We start from the raw sequence: 17808 nt of genomic DNA, 5'->3' as shown, positions 1-17808 counted from the left end.
CGCTCCGGAATATCCCTGCTTTGGAAACTCGGTAGGAATATCGTCTGCTGCGACTCACTCTCATAAATTTGGCTCTGGGAAGTCTCGACCAAACCAACGCCGGGGATGAACGATGAACGCCTGCTCCTTGTTTGCCAAAGGCTGCCTGTTAAGCGGGTTTGTCTTACTCTCAGCCAATCTGGCAGCCGTTGAACAGTTAGATGAATCAGGACTTGCGGAAATTCACTTCCCCGGATTACCTGCCGCTTCTGCCGGTACTTCCCTAGAGGTTGACGGCGTCTCTCAGCAGATCGCCGAGACAGCGACGGCAGAAGCCCACGCCCACGTGCGAAAGGAAATGATCGTCGCCAACGAAACACCCAATCAACCCAACTCGCCCGCTGTGGAGGAAATTCATCAGGAACAGCTACAGCGCACTTCCCTGGTGACCTATTCAGAGATCACCCAGAGCAACAACCAGGTTGAAAATTCATTGGCTGAGGTCGTGATTAATTTCGACAAAGCAGACAATTACAGTCATTCACATGACGTGGACAAGGGCGTCAATATCAACCTGTCCAACACCGTGAATCAGGTTGAGATCTCCAATATGCGAAGCACCTTGAGCACAGACGATAATCGGGGCAACTTTGCAATCCAATCCATGTCCGTCGAAGCGAATATCATCATCCAAAGTCGCTAAAGGAACACGCGTCTCCAAGCACGCGGATTAAACTTTGGATGGCAGCATTTTCGACGACCGCTAAAGCAAAGCAATACATTTAAGCAGCAAAACCTACATTAATGCAGCAAGGCGTATAATTGACGCCGGTACTGACGTACCAGGGGATGAGCAGCGCCCAGCATATCGAACAACTCAATCAGTGTGCTTCGGGCCTTTCCGTCATTAAATTCCCGATCGACCCCTAGAATCTGCATCAGGCGACTGATGGCTTTATCAAAGTCATCCGACATCACATCGTGCATCGCCAATTGGAACAACGTATCCAGATCTTGCCCATCCTTGGCCAGCCGCTGCTCCAGCTTATTTCGCGGCTCCAGCTCATCAGCTTTCTCGGCAAATCTCAGACGAGATAAAAGCTGCTTATATTCGGAGTTGTCTCTCTGGTCTTTAGGAATGCTATCGATGATCTGCCGACACTCATCTATGCTTCCCTGGGTTAATTTTAGTGAGGCAATGGCAAGCAACACGTTGGCATTGCCCGGATCGGCCAGGTTCATTTCCTGAAGTATTTCAAAGGCCTGATCTAATGCCCCTTCGTCGATGAGTTGCTTGGCTTTATCCAATCTGTCCTCTGCAGGACTGGAAACATGGGGCTCCAGGAATTTCCTGACCTGGGACTCCGTTTGAGCGCCGGATAAATCTCCTGCGATACGCCCCTGCACAATTAATTTGACGGTTGGCAGACTACGAACACCAAAATGAGCCGTCAGCTCCTTCTGCTGGTCTGCATTGACCTTAGCCAATAGCACTGCCCCTTGATAATCTGACACCACTTTTTCCAGAACGGGCATTAGCTGCTTACATGGAGCACACCAGTCGGCCCAGAAATCCACCAAGACCGGCATTTGCATGGATTTTTCCACCACCGCAGTCTGGAAATTCTGCAGATCTGCATCGAATATCATTTCAGAAGACATCAGGGCCGTTCTCTTTAGATTATGGTTAATTGCTCATGCCCATACAGGCACGCCTACATTCTATTTATTGAAAGAATACGTTTATCTTATAGAAAGAATACGTTTATCGAAGAACACATTTACAGACGAATATGTGGGCAAGTCGAGAATTTTGCAATCTCTCATTACCTCATGAATGACATTCGAATTCCTGAAAAGTTTTTAAATATGCCCAGGGGTTTAAGTCCGGCTCAATCACCCCTACTTAATGAATAATTGGTAGCAAACCGGACAACGGAATTCAAAAGTATCATGAGCGAATTAGAACTGGAAAACGAGCTGGATCTCGAAGCGGAATTTATCAGCCGCGACGAGGGAGACATTGAAGGCGAGCAGTCGGGAACCCTGATTCTTCCACATCAGGTTCTTCCCAAACGAATCTATCTGTTGCCGGTAACCAACCGTCCATTTTTCCCAGCCCAGGTGCAGCCGCTGGTGTTCAATGCCCCTCAATGGGAAGAAACGCTTAAACGCGTCGCCAACACCGACCATAAGGTACTGGGTCTGTGTTTCGTGGAAGACGACTATGATCCACAACAAGTACCCGACAGCGACTCGCTCGCCACTTATGGCTGTGTGGTAAAAGTACACAAGCCATCCCGACAGGAAGATAAATTCCAGTTTATTGCCCAGGGACTGCAACGCTTCAAAATCGTTCAGTGGTTACGAAGGACACCACCATATCTGGTGGAAGTCGAATACCCTCAGCCGGCCAAAGAGTCGGAGAATGAAATTAAAGCCTACGCCATGGCGCTGATCAATACGATTAAAGAGCTGTTGCCGTTGAATCCTCTGTACAGCGAAGAGCTGAAAAACTACCTCAGCCGTTTCAGCCCGGATGAACCCTCCGCTCTGGCCGATTTTGCTGCAGCCATTACTTCAGCCAAAAGCCACAAATTACAGGATGTGCTGAATACAGTACCGCTACTGAGCAGAATGGAAAAAGTCCTGCTATTGCTGAAAAACGAGCTGGAAGTTGCCCAACTTCAGACTCGGATCAGCGCAGAGGTCAATGAAAAAATATCGGAAAGGCAACGGGAATTCTTTCTGCGGGAACAACTCAAAATCATCCAGAAAGAACTCGGCCTGGCAAAAGACGACCGTACCGCTGACGTTGAGATGTTCAGCGACCGCATGGCAGCCCTGGAACCGCCGGAGCATGTAAACCGCCGCTTTGAGGATGAGCTTAAAAAGCTATCAGTCCTGGAAACCGGCTCACCGGAATACGGTGTCACCCGAAACTACCTGGACTGGTTAACCCAGGTGCCTTGGGGCCACACATCCAAGGACAAATTGGATATTTCTCACGCACGGGACATTCTCAACCGCGAGCACGATGGCCTCGCTGACGTAAAAGACCGCATTATCGAATTCCTGGCGGAAGGCGCGTTCAAAGGTGAAGTGTCCGGCTCTATTCTATTGCTGGTTGGACCGCCGGGTGTGGGAAAAACCTCTATAGGTAAATCGATTGCCAGCGCTCTGGGGCGCGAGTTCTATCGCTTCAGCCTCGGGGGCATGCGTGATGAAGCGGAAATTAAAGGACACCGTCGAACTTACATAGGCGCTCTTCCGGGCAAAATGGTGCAGGCGCTGAAGGATGTCGGCACAGCCAACCCTGTGATCATGCTGGATGAAATCGACAAGATCGGCTCCTCTTACCAGGGGGATCCAGCCAGTGCATTACTGGAAACTTTGGATCCAGAGCAAAACAGCGAGTTCCTGGATCACTATCTCGACTTACGCCTGGATCTTTCAAAAGTTCTGTTCGTGTGTACTGCCAACCAGCTTGATACCATCCCCGGGCCTCTTTTGGACAGGATGGACATCATCAGACTGTCTGGATACATCACCGAGGAAAAAGTCGCGATTGCACGGAACCACTTATGGCCTAAACTCCTTAGCAAAGCCAAGCTGAAGAAAAAACAGCTGGTGATTTCAGATCCTGCATTAAAGGAGCTGGTTGAAGGCTATGCCCGTGAAGCAGGTGTCCGGACGCTGGAAAAACTGCTACACCGCATCGTGCGTAAAGCCATTGTGAAGCTGATGGAGCACCCTGAGAAAAAAATCAGCGTCGGCATCAAGCAACTGCATGAATATCTTGGCCCTCCGTTTTTCAAAAAAGAAACCAGCTTAGGGGGCGTGGGAGTGGTAACCGGACTAGCCTGGACAGCAATGGGCGGAGCGACACTCCCTATTGAAGCGCAACTGATTCACTCCAGCAATCGAGGATTCAAACTTACCGGAAAGCTGGGTGATGTCATGCGGGAATCGGCAGAAATCGCCTACAGTTATGTTTCTGCCAATCTGAAAAAATTCAAAGGTGACCAAGCGTTTTTCGACAAGGCCTTTGTTCACCTGCATGTTCCAGAGGGGGCCACTCCCAAAGATGGCCCAAGTGCGGGCATTACCATGGCCACGGCGCTATTGTCCCTCGCCCGAAACCAATCGCCTAAAGCGAACGTGGCGATGACAGGAGAACTAACCTTGACCGGTCAAGTATTCCCGGTAGGAGGTATTCGAGAGAAAGTCATTGCGGCCAAACGTCTGGGAATTAAAGAGGTCGTATTACCTGAAGCCAATCGCAGGGACTTTGAAGAATTGCCGGACTATATAAAAGCAGGAATGACGGTGCACTTTGCCAAAAACTTCCAGCAGGTTCAGAGCATCATGTTTGAAGGCTGAAGCCTGCTGAAAAGACAGGACTCAGGGAGATTTAACGGCCCTCAGAGCTCCATACCAACTGGTGGTGGAGCTCTGGGTATTATCTCCGTCAGTCATGATGGCAATCGCTGAAACTGGAGGCGGCTCATAGCCAAAAGCTGCGACAAAATCCTCCCTCAGATTACGTTCCTGACTCACCCACCGCCCCGCCTGGTCATTACCGGAATTGACCAACACCATTTTCACTCTGCCGGTATATGGATTGTCGACAATCGTACCCACCTTACCCCGATTAGCCCATATATAAGACAAGGTTGCCAGTGGTGGTGTTTCTCCGTAGATCAATTCATAGGACTTTACCTGCAGTTTTTCCCACCAGCTCAGTTCCACTCCGGAAGAGTCAAAAGTGATGTATACACGAGCGGGATAATCATCCCCGGACTTCTTAGTGAAATCGCCTCGCTCATAGACGGATGATATCTTCCAGCTCCACTGCAATATCGGAAATTCCGAAACAGAATATTCGATCTCGCGGATAATCCCTGAAGCCGAACGATCAGCATTTGCCTCAACGGCAATAACATCGCCGTCTTTTACAATCCGGTAGCGTGTATGTTGGGAAATTTTAGGGAAAAAGACCGGCTTCCAGTTCTCAGGCAGGCCCTGATCCGCAATATCTGACTCCTGTAACCCCAGCAGTTCAAGCCTGTTTTCCATGCTATCTGCCCAGCTGCCGCCTGCCCCTACCAGGAACAAACCTCCAACGCCCACCACCATGGCAAAGCGGCGGATATTTTTACTCATAACAGCCCCTCACAAACTGCGGGAATCACGTATGTCGAACGACAAATCAAAAAAACTATACTTGGCAACTTACCAGTTGTGATGATGTTTTGTCCTGTCTTTCTTATAGACGCTTTGAAGGTGCCGTTTGGGCACCTTTTTTTTAACCAAAACATGCATCACTTGTTAGAGCAATCCTGCCTTTGACAGAACGTATACCCTGTTACTGGCTGATAACCATCGTGGAACAGTCGCCAGCCCTTTTCTTGTTGGTACTTTGGGGGTATATTCCAGACTGTTTTACCGTATGTGCGGTACAGTTTGAAGGTTGCTTGGCACGTCTGACCACCTTTCACTGCACCGACTCCAGTACGGAAACACGATTAAAACTACTAAACTCGGGAAGACAATATAATGAAAAAGAAAGTCGCTCAGAAAGTGCTCGGTTTAAGCGCCTCTGTCTTGTTGGCTGGCAGCTTCAGCCTGGCAAATGCAGAAACCATCAAGATTGCAATCGCAGGCCCACAAACCGGTGACGTTGCCCAGTATGGTGATATGCAGGTCATCGGAGCAGAGATGGCAGTTGAGCAAATCAACGCTGCTGGCGGGGTAAACGGCGATAAAATCGAAGCTATTCGCTATGACGACGCCTGCGAACCAAAGCAAGCCGTTGCTGTGGCGAACAAAATTGTCAACGATGGTATCAAGTTTGTAGTTGGCCACCTGTGTTCCGGTTCTACTCAGCCTGCTTCCGATGTATATGAAGACGAAGGCATCCTTGCTATCTCACCAGCATCAACCAACCCGGAAATTACCCAGCGCGGCTATAAAATGATTTTCCGCACCATCGGTCTGGACAGCCACCAGGGCCCAACCGCTGGTCGTTATATTGCTGACAAAATCAAGCCATCCAAAGTAGCAGTTATTCACGACAAGCAGCAATACGGTGAAGGTATTGCGACTGCTGTTAAAAAGACTCTGGAAGAAAAAGGCGTTAATGTTGCCCTGTTCGAAGGTGTCAACAAAGGCGACAAAGATTTCTCTCCTCTGATTGCCAAGCTGCAGAAAGAGAAAGTTGACTTCGTTTACTACGGTGGATACCACCCTGAACTGGGCCAGATGCTGCGTCAGGCAGCAGAGAAAGGCTTCAAGGCCAAGTTCATGGGACCAGAAGGTGTTGGCAACAAAGACATCAGCCAGATTGCAGGCGATGCATCTGAAGGCCTGCTGGTTACTCTGCCACCTGCATTTGACCAGCGTCCAGAAAACAAAGATCTGGTTCAGGCATTCAAAGACAAGAGCGAAGATCCTAGCGGAGCGTTCGTCATGACCTCTTATGCTGCGGTTAAAGTCATTGCTGACGCCGTTGCAGCCACCAAATCCCAGGATACAGATGCTATCCAGGAATACCTGCGCAGCCACACCTTCAAAACGCCAATGGGAGAAATCTCTTTTGACGACAAAGGTGACCTTAAAGGCTTCGACTTTGAAGTTTACACCTGGCACGCAGACGGTAGCAAAAGCTCAGTAAACTAAGCATAACTTAGCTCTCAATAGAACACCTTCTTTACCGAACCTGTAACTGCATCGAACAATTACAGCCCAAGTAAGAAGGTGTTTTTATTAGACCCGCCGCCTAAATCCCCAAAAAGGCTCAAAAGGCGACACATAGAATAAAATTGGAGTACCCATCCAATGCTTGAAGTGACCCTCTACTTCGTACAGCAGCTCATTAACGGCATAACTATCGGGAGCACTTATGCCCTGATCGCCATAGGCTACACCATGGTCTACGGCATAATCGGTATGATCAACTTCGCCCACGGCGAGGTATACATGATCGGCACCTATATCGCATTCATGGCCATAACCGGATTATCGATGCTGGGAATTGAATTCCTGCCAATCGTATTTGCCGTGGCCCTGATTTCCAGCATGCTGGTATCCAGCACCTTTGGCCTGGCCATAGAGCGCGTCGCCTACAGACCGCTACGTGGAGGCAATCGGTTGATACCACTGATATCTGCTATCGGGATGTCATTCTTCCTGCAAAATTATGTTCGGATCTCACAAGGAGCCCGGGATATTGCCATGCCCAGCGTGGTCACCGGTGGCTGGAATTTCGGCCCTGAACATGGCTTTCAAGCTTCCATCTCATACATGCAGATCATTATTTTTATTGCCACATTTATTTCCATGACTGCACTGACCCTCTTTATCAGTCGTTCGCGTCTGGGCCGCGCCTGCCGCGCAACCGCACAGGATTTGAAGATGGCCGGCTTACTTGGAATTAACACCAATAATGTTATTGCCGCAACCTTTGTCATTGGCGCAGCTCTGGCTGCTGTCGCCGGCACACTTCTGGGAATGTACTACGGCGTCGCTAACGCCTATATAGGATTCCTCGCAGGCTTGAAAGCCTTTACTGCTGCTGTACTCGGAGGTATTGGAAGCCTTCCAGGTGCGATGCTGGGAGGTTTGATTCTGGGGATTTCTGAAAGTATGACCGCGGCCTATTTCAGCACAGAATACAAAGACGTTGTTTCTTTCGGGCTCCTGGTACTGATTCTGTTATTCAAGCCAACGGGTATTCTTGGCAAACCGGAAGTGGAGAAAATCTGATGCGAAACAACCTGTCATCGGCCCTCTTTGCTGCCGGCGTTACTTTTATTCTGTCGTTCCCGTTAATGGGTCTTCAATTGACCACAGAGGGAGTAAACCTAATCGTCGCAACGTCACCGGCAGCAACCTTCGGTTATATTGCCGCTGGCGTCCTCGCCGTATTCTTTGTCCAGCTATTCAAGGAACAGATCCTCGCGCAATTGGGCAAGGCAAAACCCAGACCCGGTACTATCAGCAACTTCCTTCCAACTGATGCCACCCGGGCCAAATTGATCAAACCGGGCGTTCTCTTGATCATCCTCGGTGCTTTAATGTGGCCATTTATAATGGAGCGTGGCGCCACCGACCTGGCAACACTGGTCCTGATCTACGTCATGCTTGGCCTTGGATTAAATATCGTTGTAGGGCTTGCAGGTCTTCTGGACTTGGGATACGTAGCGTTCTATGCCGTTGGCGCATACACCTACGCCCTGCTGGCACAGGACTTTGGATGGTCATTCTGGGCTTGCCTGCCTCTTGGCGGGCTACTCGCCGCCCTGTTTGGATTCCTGCTCGGCTTCCCTGTTTTACGTTTAAGAGGGGATTACCTGGCAATCGTAACACTCGGGTTTGGTGAGATTATTCGCATTCTGCTTAACAACTTAACGGACTTGACCGGTGGCCCCAATGGTATCGGCGGTATTCCAAAGCCAACGCTTCCAGCGATTCAGACAGATCCTGAATTCTCTGTAGTCGGCTTAGAATTCACCCGCCGGGCAAGTGAAGGCAATGTACCCTTCCATGAATTCTTCGGCATGTCCTATGACCCCGCGTCAAAGGTTGTCTTCCTCTACCTGCTGGCTTTGTTGCTGGTATTCCTGACTCTGTTTGTTATTCGCCGCCTGATTCGCATGCCTGTCGGACGCGCTTGGGAAGCACTCAGGGAAGATGAAATCGCCTGCCGCTCTCTGGGCCTTAACCGTACAGCAATCAAACTGTCGGCCTTTACCATGGGAGCTGCATTCGCCGGATTCGCCGGATGTTTCTTTGCCGCCCGCCAGGGCTTTATCAACCCCGAATCCTTCGTGTTCAAGGAGTCTGTCATCATCCTGGCCATCGTTGTATTAGGCGGCATGGGATCACAAATCGGGGTAATTCTGGCAGCGATCCTGATCACGATCCTTCCTGAACTGGCTCGGGAGTTCCAAGAGTACCGCGAACTCATGTTTGGCTTGATGATGGTTGTCATGATGATCTGGAGTCCACAAGGGCTTCTCCCCATGAAACGACCCCATATCGAACTGAAGCAGGAGTAAGTATATGTTAAGTGTACGCGAACTATCGATGCGCTTTGGTGGCCTGCTGGCAGTGAATGGCGTATCTCTCGATGTAAATGAACGGGAAATTATCTCCGTCATCGGACCAAATGGTGCAGGAAAAACAACCGTATTTAACTGTATCAGCGGTTTCTATAAACCCACCGCCGGTGAAGTCAAATTTCAGGGGAAAGCCATTCAAGGCATGCCTGATTTCAAAATTTCCAGGCTGGGCATGGTAAGAACCTTCCAGCACGTGCGTTTATTTAACAGCATGACGGTTATAGAAAACCTGCTGGTAGCACAACACCGTCACGTCAACACAAATCTGTTATCCGGATTACTCAAGACCCCCTCTTTCCGCAAGAAAGAAAGCGAGGCCATGGAACGAGCCGCCTACTGGCTTAAGAAAGTGGACTTGCTTTCAGTTGCCAATAGAGAAGCGGGCAACTTGGCCTACGGCCAACAACGTCGCCTTGAAATTGCACGCTGCATGGTGACTGAACCCAGTCTGCTGATGCTGGACGAACCTGCCGCCGGTCTTAACCCTAAGGAAACCAGAGATCTGGATGAACTGATAGTCAGCCTGAAACATGACTATAACGTTTCCGTCCTGTTGATCGAACACGATATGGGGCTGGTAATGGGAATTTCCGACCGCATCTATGTGGTCAGCCAGGGCACCCCGCTGGCACAGGGATCACCGGATGACATCAAAGCCAATCCGGACGTCATCAAGGCTTACCTGGGAGAAGAATAATGCTGTCATTTGAAAATATTCATACTCACTACGGTAAGATTGAAGCCCTTCATGGCATCAGCCTGAATGTTAATGAAGGCGAAATCGTCACTTTGATCGGTGCTAACGGCGCCGGTAAAACGACACTTCTGATGACGCTTTGTGGCGACCCACGAGCCTCCAGCGGCAAGATTACCTTCCGGGGCGAGGATATCACCCATAAACCTACTGCTGACATTATGCGCAGCGGTATTGCAGTCGTACCTGAAGGCCGGAGAATTTTCCCCGGACTAACCGTTAAGGAAAACCTGCATATGGGGGGATTTTTTACTCCCAAGGAAGAATTCAATAAAACTCTGGATTACGTATTTAATCTGTTCCCAAGACTGAAAGAGCGCGAGAACCAGCGCGGCGGCACAATGTCTGGTGGAGAGCAGCAGATGCTGGCAATCGGACGGGCCCTGATGAGCCACCCCAAATTGTTGTTATTGGATGAACCATCACTTGGTTTGGCTCCGATCATCATCAACCAGATATTTGAAAACATCTCCCAACTCAGGGAAGAAGGTATGACCATCTTCCTGGTAGAGCAGAACGCCAACCAGGCTCTTAAGTTAGCCGACCGCGGCTATGTACTTGAAAATGGTAAGGTTGTCATGGAAGATAGCGGTGCAAATCTACTGGTTAATGAGGACGTGCGAAAAGCTTACCTTGGAGGTTAGGGCAGCCTGGCAAAAGAACAAGTCATCGTGTATATAGTCAATCTGGCTTACTTGCGCTTTTGCCGATCTATTGCTTCAATGTCCTAAGGTCTGTTGACGCTTCATATGACACTCTAATCAACCCAGAGACTACGTCAGTGAACCGCCAACAGACTACCAGTGCCGAATGACACTGGTGAAAAGCTTTCGGCCTTGTAATGCCAATCACGAGAAAAATGCTTAAGGAGACGAGAATGAAGAAACATTGGATAGCCGCTGCACTCGCTGTGTCTGTGTCAGGTTTCGCTGCTGCCGATGGTGGCCCAGGTTGTGGTGTGGGCGCTATGATTTTCAAAGGTCAGTCAGGTGTAGGACCTCATGTTCTGGCGGCTACAACCAACGGTACATTGGGTAACCAGACTTTCGGTATGACAACCGGTACTCTGGGCTGTAACGCCAACCAGCCTGTCACTTCCATGGCGTCAGTATTCGTTGACGAAAACATGGAAAAAGTTGCTCGCGACATGAGCCGTGGCAGCGGTGAGCACATTGAAACCCTGGCGACTCTGATGAACATCGAAGGCGCAGACCGCGACCTGTTCAAGCAGACCGTACAAAGCAACTTTGACCAGATCTACACCAGCGATGAAGTTACCTCTTCAGAAGTGGTCACCAATCTGGCTAAAGTTATGGAGCAAAACCAAGCTCTGGCCAAGTATCTGGGCTAATAGAAGTTTCCTTAGCTAAGATTTACTGACTTATAATCGAAGAGGCGCTTTATGCGCCTCTTTTTTTTTCTGTAAAATCTATCAACCGAATTCCAAACATCTCTAACCAAAAGGAACCGGAAGTTTGCTCACCCAGGTTGTTACTCTTGCTCGATGCATATTATGCTGCTGCCTTCTTATCCTGCCGGTTTCAGCCTTCGCTACAATATCCATAGATGATGGGTCTTTGACATCTCTCGCCAGCTCCAAGGCATGGCATAACCTTTTACATTATCGGCAGAACATATTCTCTACAGAGGTTCGCTCACAAGCTGACGACAAAAAGTTTTTTTACTCTCCTCTAGGAGACCATGATGCAAGCAGCGAACTAAAGGCATTCATTGAGGCGATCAACCAACGAGATAGCAATACCCTTAACCCGGCTTGCCGATTTCCTGCCCGCTACCAATGGTTGAAAGAACAACTATCCCCGCAGCAGGAACTCCCTCAGGTTTCATGTCCTGAACTTGAGGAATGGTTGAAACAGCTGAATGCAGAACATATCACGCTGGTTTTTGCGGCATCATACCTGAACAGCCCCTCATCCATGTTCGGTCACACATTCTTGCGAGTCGATCCCGTTGGCATGGGAGCTGACAACCTGCTGTTGGCGCGCACGATCAGCTACGCTGCTGATGCAAGTGAACATGATAATGAGCTGATGTTTGCTTATCGGGGGATATTCGGTGGCTACCCAGGCATCACCACCGTTGAGCCTTACTACCAGAAATTAAAACTGTATAGCGACCTGGAAAACAGGGATCTGTGGGAGTACCGATTAGACTTAACACCAAAGGAAGTAAAAACCCTGCTGCTCCATACCTGGGAAGTTAAGGATATTCGGTTCGACTACTACTTCTTCGATGAAAATTGCGCCTACCGATTATTTGCGCTTATTGATGTCGCACGTCCAGGCATAGAGCTCACAGACTCACTGCCTACACTCAGAGCCATTCCCTCGGATACTGTTAGGGTTGTTGTGGACAAGGATATTGTCAGCGACATTCGTTATCGACCAGCCACTGCATCCATTATCCGTTATCAATTGGCAGAGTTTTCGCCACAGCAGCAGGATGCAGTGGAGAGCTTCCTCAAGCTGGATTTCGAGCTGCCGAAACCACTATCGCCACTTGAACAAGCAGAAAGCCTGGAAACCGCCTACGAACTTCAGCAGTACAGAACAGTCGATGAGAAGCTGCCCAGAGAGGTGTCAGCGCCTGTTTCCTTTGCACTGCTAAAGAAGCGTGGCGAAATTAACCAGCAAACGGAACCCAGACGCCCCCCTACTCCTCAAATCCGCGATGACGAAGGTCATAGCACATTAAGATTCGGTCTATTTGGAGGCCGGTTTGCAGAAAAGAATTACCTTGCCGCCGAATGGAGACCCGCCTATCACGACCTGGATGATCCGCTGCCAGGATACCGAAAAGGGGCCCATCTGCAATTCTTCAATACTCAAATTCGGTGGTATACGGGAAATGATGAAGTCCAATTGGAACAGTTTAAGTTTGTGGAAATTATTTCACTGACTCCGAGAGATCGGTTCTTTGCTCCCTGGTCATGGAAAGCCGGAGTAGGCAGCCGTCGCTCCTGGATTGCTGGCGACAACCCCGCCCTAACACCTTACGTTGACGGGTTCGTTGGCCCCACCCATGAACTCGGGCCGATATTAGCCACTATGGCATTAACCGGACAGGCTGAACCTTCTTCCCATTTACCCAGTGGCGGAATGCTGGAAGGTGGAGCTCTACTGCAGCTTAATTACCAAAGTGAGTTTGTCCGCCTTTCACTGTCAGCAGAGCAGCGGGTAGACGCCATCAATGAAGACGAAAGAAGGCGATTTGCAGAAGCTAAGCTGAGCTTCTCGATTAATGAGCGTCATGCCATTCAGCTACGTATAGCAGACAGACATTCAAAGTACGATAATGAAACGGATATCGGAGTTGGCTGGTATGGCTATTTTTAGCTTTCGACTTGGCTGTGGATTACTGATTGCATTTCTGTTCACCGGATGCAGCAGCGTGTTTTTTTACCCGGACAACAAACACTACTCCACTGCCGAGGAACTTAATCCACAATCCCAATCCGTGTTTCTCGACACAGCCGACGGAACACGCATACATGCTTTGTGGCTGCCGGCGAAGACCACTGCCCCCAAAGGGTCCATCCTGTTCTTTCACGGCAACGCCCAAAACCTGAGCAGCCATGTCATCAATCTCGCCTGGATCAACCGGTATGGCTACAACCTTCTGATATTTGACTATCGAGGCTTTGGCCAATCAGTGGGTTCACCAACTGTAGGCGGGGCACTGCTGGATGCACAAGCGGCATACGAGTGGCTAATCGACAAAGAGAAAGGCCCGATCTATCTGGTAGGTCAAAGCCTGGGTGGCGCTCTGGCTACCGGATTTGCAGCCCAAAGACCGGAAGTAGCGTCCCGAATCAATGGCCTGATAGTTGACGCGACATTCACCAGTTATCAGAAAATTGCCCGAGAAAAGCTGGCAGAAGCCTGGCTTACCTGGCCTCTACAGTACCCTCTAAGCTGGATAGTCATTTCCGGACCAGATCCAATAGACAGCCTCGAACAACTGACTGGCTTACCCAAGCTGCTGATTCACAGCACACAGGACCAGGTGATTCCATTTTCCCATGGCCAGCAGCTTTATATGGCTGCCAGCGAACCGAAATCGAGGCTCATCACCGACACTCCCCACGCCTATACCTTCACGGTGAAGTCCAATCAGCAGGCTTTATTGGAGTTTCTGACCGAAACACAAACAAAAAAGCCGCGACAATCCGCGGCTTTGAATAATCAAGGAGATTAAGCTCAGGAGAACTGCGCTTTCTCTTCTTCGGTCAGATCTTTCATGGAGAGCTTCACGCGTCCACGTGCGTCCACATCCAGAACTTTTACGATAACTTCCTGTCCTTCCTTCAGATAGTCAGTCACATTCTCAACACGCTCCTGGGCGATTTGAGAGATATGAACCAATCCATCCTTGCCAGGAAGAATGTTAACGAAAGCACCGAAGTCGACGATTCGCTCAACCTTGCCTTTGTAGACTTTGTTGACTTCCGCTTCTGCTGTGATCTCTGTGATTCGATAGATCGCTTCATCTGCAGCCACTTTGGTCTCTGCATAGATCTTGATTGCACCACTGTCTTCAATATCAATGGATGCACCAGTATCTTCACAGATAGAGCGGATGGTAGCGCCGCCTTTACCAATAACATCACGGATCTTGTCCGGATCAATCTGCATGGCAACCATCTTCGGAGCATTGTCCGCGACACTCTCACGAGAAACGGAAATGACCTTATTCATTTCACCAAGAATGTGAAGACGCGCGTCCAGAGCCTGGTTCAGAGCGATCTCCATGATTTCTTCGGTAATACCGTTGATTTTGATGTCCATCTGCAGAGCAGTGACACCTTTATTGGTACCGGCTACTTTAAAGTCCATATCACCCAGGTGATCTTCATCACCGAGGATATCCGTCAGCACCGCAAAACGCTCGCCTTCCTTCACCAACCCCATCGCGATACCTGCTACAGGAGCCTTCAAGGGAATACCCGCATCCATCATCGCCAGGCTGCTGCCGCACACACTTGCCATAGAGCTTGAACCGTTGGATTCGGTAATTTCGGAGACTATACGCACAACGTAAGGGAACTCTTCCTGGTTCGGCATCAACGCCTGCACACCACGACGTGCCAGACGGCCATGCCCGATTTCCCGACGTCCGGTAGCACCAATACGGCCGGTTTCACCAACAGAATAAGGAGGGAAGTTGTAATGGAACAGGAACGGATCTTTGCGCTCACCTTCAAGAGCATCAATAATCGCCGCATCACGCATCGTTCCCAACGTGGCGGTCACAATCGCCTGAGTCTCGCCCCGGGTAAATAGTGCAGAGCCGTGAGTACCAGGCAATACACCAACTTCAACGTTGATAGGACGCACAGTCTTGGAGTCACGCCCGTCAATACGAGGCTTACCTTCGATAACGTTCTGGCGAACAATATTTTTTTCAAGCTTGCTGAAGTACTTCTTCACTTCTTCAGCATCGTACTGACCTTCTTCCTCACCTGCCAGCTCTTCCACAGCCAGCTGACGAACCTCGTTCAGCTTACCGTAACGGACCAGCTTTTCGCTGATGGCATAGCCTTCAGTGATCGCAGCTGAGTAACGCTCTTTCAAGGTATCTGCCAGAGTTGCGTTGGACGCTTCAGGCTGCCAGTCCCACTTCTGAGCACCTACTTCCTGAGCAAACTCTTTGATTGCAGTAATAACACACTGCATTTCCTGATGAGCAAAGAGAACTGCGCCAAGCATCTGGTCTTCGGTCAACTCTTTAGCTTCTGATTCCACCATCAGTACTGCGTCTTCGGTACCTGCAACCACCATATCCAGGCGAGAATTCTCCATAGCGGAAAAACCAGGATTCAGCAGGTAACCTTCCTCATCGGTATAGCCTACACGGGCAGCTGCCAAAGGTCCGCCAAACGGAACTCCGGACACTTCCAATGCTGCTGCAGTACCAATGATGGCGGCGATATCCGGATCGGTATCCTTATCCGCAGACATAACGGTACAGAGGATCTGTACTTCGTTCATAAAGCCGTCAGCGAAAAGCGGACGAATCGGGCGGTCAATCAACCGCGAAGTCAGGGTTTCTTTTTCTGAAGGACGGCCTTCACGCTTAAAATATCCACCGGGAATTCGGCCTGCGGCGTAGGTCTTTTCCTGATAGTGAACAGAAAGCGGGAAGAAATCACGCCCTGGCTGGGCTTCTTTTTCTGCAACAGCCGTTACCAGGACAACTGTCTTGCCCATGGTTACCATCACAGCACCTGTTGCCTGTCTTGCTATGCGACCGGTTTCCAGGGTGATGGTTGAGTTGCCATATTGAAATGTTTTAGTAACTGGGTTCACTTGAACTCCTTACGAGAGTCACATTGAGTCGTGACATATCGATCTTATTGACTTAATCCGATGCGTACATCGGTTCTTGTACTCGTACTTATGACAAATGCCAGGATTGCCAATGCAGATATTGTGAAGTTCTAAGGTAACCTTTGATTTATTCGATTACTTGACGATCCATCGCATCAAGATCAAATCCAACCATCGAATAAATCGGAGGCCCCTTATAAAACAACGGGGTCTCGACTTATGCCGACACCCCGCCATCTTCAGCAATATCCTGACAGTCTTATCGACGCAGACCTAACTTCTGGATCAGGTTGACGTAACGATCAGCATCTTTGCCTTTCAGATAGTCGAGCAATTTACGACGCTGGTTTACCATGCGAATCAGACCACGACGAGAGTGATGGTCGTGCTTGTTCGCCTGAAAGTGACCTTGCAGCTTGTTGATGTTATGAGTCAACAAAGCTACCTGTACCTCTGGGGAACCAGTATCGCCTTCTTTGGTTTGAAACTCTTTCAGAATTTCTGCTTTTTCTACAGCTGACAAAGCCATATTACTATCTCCAAATATGCATTAATTCGGTACCGACCGTGCATATTAACAGCCGGACCAACCAGTGGAGCCTATACCAAAACCGAGCTTTACACCTGGTTTGGTACGAGGACATCCGTATTCAGCAAACGAACAGACTTCAGCTCGTTTGCCGGATTCAATTCTCCCAACCCCAAAAACTGACCATCAGTCTCACGATAAAGCCTAAGAATGTGAGTTTGATTCTTTACAGAATCAGCCTCACCGGCCATACCCGGGATTTCGGGAGGCGATATTTTAACCGTTTGGCCTCGGATAAGCGAGCCCGTATCCATTTGATTCAGGATTAATTTTGGGAATTCCAACACGGCAGTATCTATTGGCAAGAAGATATCATCCAATTGAGTCCCGGATATTCTCTCACCTGACTCAAATAGTGACCAAGATTGAGCATGACTTAAATCGAAGGGACCACATCTTGTCCGCCTTAATTCGACCACATGGGCACCACACCCAAGGACCTCGCCGATATCCTCTACCAGGTTTCGTATGTAGGTTCCTTTACTACATCTAACCCTCAAGGAAATATAGGGCAGTGTAACTTCAAGCAATTCAAGCTCATATATTCGAACTCTGCGGGCCTTACGCTCGATTTCCTGACCTTTCCTGGCCAGTTTGTACAAGGGAACACCATTATGTTTCAGAGCAGAATACATCGAAGGGGTTTGATCTATTTCCCCGCGAAACCTTTCCAGAATGGGCTCCAGATCAACAGCGGAAAGCTCCAGAGGCACATCCCGCTCCTCTAGCACTTCGCCCTCAGCATCAGAAGTTGTCGTTGTTTGCCCCAGTCGAGCCCGAGTCACATACTCTTTGTCAGACTCTAACAATATCTGGCTAAACTTGGTTGCCTCACCAAAGCACAGAGGCAACACACCTGTAGCCAAAGGGTCTAATGCACCTGTGTGACCCGCCTTTTGAGCATTCAAACACCAACGGACTTTTTGCAGTGCAGCGTTTGATGTGACTCCCTGGGGTTTGTCCAAAACTACAACCCCATGGAGTGGAAGACCTTTGCGACGTTTTGCCATT

General features: G+C 49.4%; 15 protein-coding genes. 10 read left to right on the top strand and 5 right to left on the bottom strand.

Annotated elements, in window-relative coordinates; translation table 11 throughout:
- Positions 1–112 precede the first annotated feature (112 nt).
- On the top strand, positions 113–682 hold the full coding sequence (locus tag BTA51_RS18900) for a hypothetical protein (protein WP_094710106.1): 570 nt from the start codon (positions 113–115) through the stop codon (positions 680–682).
- A gap of 98 nt (positions 683–780) precedes the next feature.
- Here the strand turns inward: BTA51_RS18900 and BTA51_RS18895 are convergent, their stop codons facing one another.
- Positions 781–1641, bottom strand: coding sequence for a tetratricopeptide repeat protein (locus BTA51_RS18895; protein ID WP_094710104.1), 861 nt, complete (start codon positions 1639–1641; stop codon positions 781–783).
- Between the two features lie 291 nt (positions 1642–1932).
- Between BTA51_RS18895 and lon the strand changes: the two genes are divergently transcribed.
- Positions 1933–4362, top strand: coding sequence for an endopeptidase La (lon, locus tag BTA51_RS18890; RefSeq protein WP_094710102.1), 2430 nt, complete (start codon positions 1933–1935; stop codon positions 4360–4362).
- Positions 4363–4383: 21 nt separating this feature from the next.
- On the opposite strand, the gene BTA51_RS18885 is transcribed toward lon, so the two are convergent.
- Positions 4384–5145 carry a DUF3047 domain-containing protein gene (locus tag BTA51_RS18885; RefSeq protein ID WP_094710100.1) on the bottom strand — a complete coding sequence of 254 codons (762 nt, stop codon included), beginning with the start codon at positions 5143–5145 and terminating at the stop codon, positions 4384–4386.
- Positions 5146–5538: 393 nt separating this feature from the next.
- On the opposite strand from BTA51_RS18885, the gene BTA51_RS18880 reads away from it, so the two are divergent.
- The 8 genes from BTA51_RS18880 to BTA51_RS18845 all read left to right on the top strand — a co-directional run bounded on the left by BTA51_RS18880 (position 5539) and on the right by BTA51_RS18845 (position 14076).
- Positions 5539–6660: a branched-chain amino acid ABC transporter substrate-binding protein gene (locus tag BTA51_RS18880; protein ID WP_094710098.1), complete on the top strand. Its 1122-nt coding sequence runs from the start codon at positions 5539–5541 to the stop codon at positions 6658–6660.
- A gap of 159 nt (positions 6661–6819) precedes the next feature.
- On the top strand, positions 6820–7746 hold the full coding sequence (gene livH, locus BTA51_RS18875; RefSeq protein WP_094710096.1) for a high-affinity branched-chain amino acid ABC transporter permease LivH: 927 nt from the start codon (positions 6820–6822) through the stop codon (positions 7744–7746).
- Positions 7746–9041 carry a high-affinity branched-chain amino acid ABC transporter permease LivM gene (livM, locus tag BTA51_RS18870; RefSeq protein ID WP_094710094.1) on the top strand — a complete coding sequence of 432 codons (1296 nt, stop codon included), beginning with the start codon at positions 7746–7748 and terminating at the stop codon, positions 9039–9041. The genes livH and livM overlap by 1 nt, the downstream gene beginning before the upstream one ends.
- Before the next feature lie 4 nt (positions 9042–9045).
- A complete protein-coding gene (gene livG / locus BTA51_RS18865) occupies positions 9046–9801 on the top strand; it encodes a high-affinity branched-chain amino acid ABC transporter ATP-binding protein LivG (protein WP_094710091.1) in 756 nt (251 codons plus the stop codon).
- Positions 9801–10502, top strand: a complete 702-nt coding sequence (locus tag BTA51_RS18860) for an ABC transporter ATP-binding protein (RefSeq protein WP_094710089.1) — start codon at positions 9801–9803, stop codon at positions 10500–10502. The genes livG and BTA51_RS18860 overlap by 1 nt, the downstream gene beginning before the upstream one ends.
- Positions 10503–10735: 233 nt before the next feature.
- Entirely contained in the window at positions 10736–11209 is a 474-nt protein-coding gene (locus BTA51_RS18855; protein ID WP_094710087.1) for a DUF3015 domain-containing protein, read from the top strand.
- Positions 11210–11435: 226 nt separating this feature from the next.
- Complete coding sequence (locus BTA51_RS18850) at positions 11436–13214, top strand: DUF4105 domain-containing protein (protein WP_168188219.1); 1779 nt, start codon at positions 11436–11438, stop codon at positions 13212–13214.
- Positions 13201–14076 carry an alpha/beta hydrolase gene (locus BTA51_RS18845; protein WP_094710083.1) on the top strand — a complete coding sequence of 292 codons (876 nt, stop codon included), beginning with the start codon at positions 13201–13203 and terminating at the stop codon, positions 14074–14076. Before BTA51_RS18850 ends, BTA51_RS18845 begins: the two co-directional genes overlap by 14 nt.
- A gap of 2 nt (positions 14077–14078) precedes the next feature.
- Here the strand turns inward: BTA51_RS18845 and pnp are convergent, their stop codons facing one another.
- The 3 genes from pnp to truB all read right to left on the bottom strand — a co-directional run bounded on the left by pnp (position 14079) and on the right by truB (position 17807).
- Positions 14079–16187 carry a polyribonucleotide nucleotidyltransferase gene (gene pnp, locus BTA51_RS18840; RefSeq protein WP_094710081.1) on the bottom strand — a complete coding sequence of 703 codons (2109 nt, stop codon included), beginning with the start codon at positions 16185–16187 and terminating at the stop codon, positions 14079–14081.
- 280 nt (positions 16188–16467) lie between these two features.
- A complete protein-coding gene (gene rpsO, locus BTA51_RS18835; protein ID WP_094710079.1) occupies positions 16468–16737 on the bottom strand; it encodes a 30S ribosomal protein S15 in 270 nt (89 codons plus the stop codon).
- An 89-nt stretch (positions 16738–16826) separates the two neighbouring features.
- Positions 16827–17807, bottom strand: coding sequence for a tRNA pseudouridine(55) synthase TruB (gene truB, locus BTA51_RS18830; RefSeq protein ID WP_094710077.1), 981 nt, complete (start codon positions 17805–17807; stop codon positions 16827–16829).
- Between the last annotated feature and the right edge of the window lies 1 nt (position 17808).

Source organism: Hahella sp. CCB-MM4 (assembly GCF_002260525.1).
Classification (GTDB): Bacteria; Pseudomonadota; Gammaproteobacteria; order Pseudomonadales; family Oleiphilaceae; genus Hahella.
The sequence above is the reverse complement of the archived record's forward strand: the minus strand, read 5'-3'. Positions and strand labels throughout refer to the sequence as shown.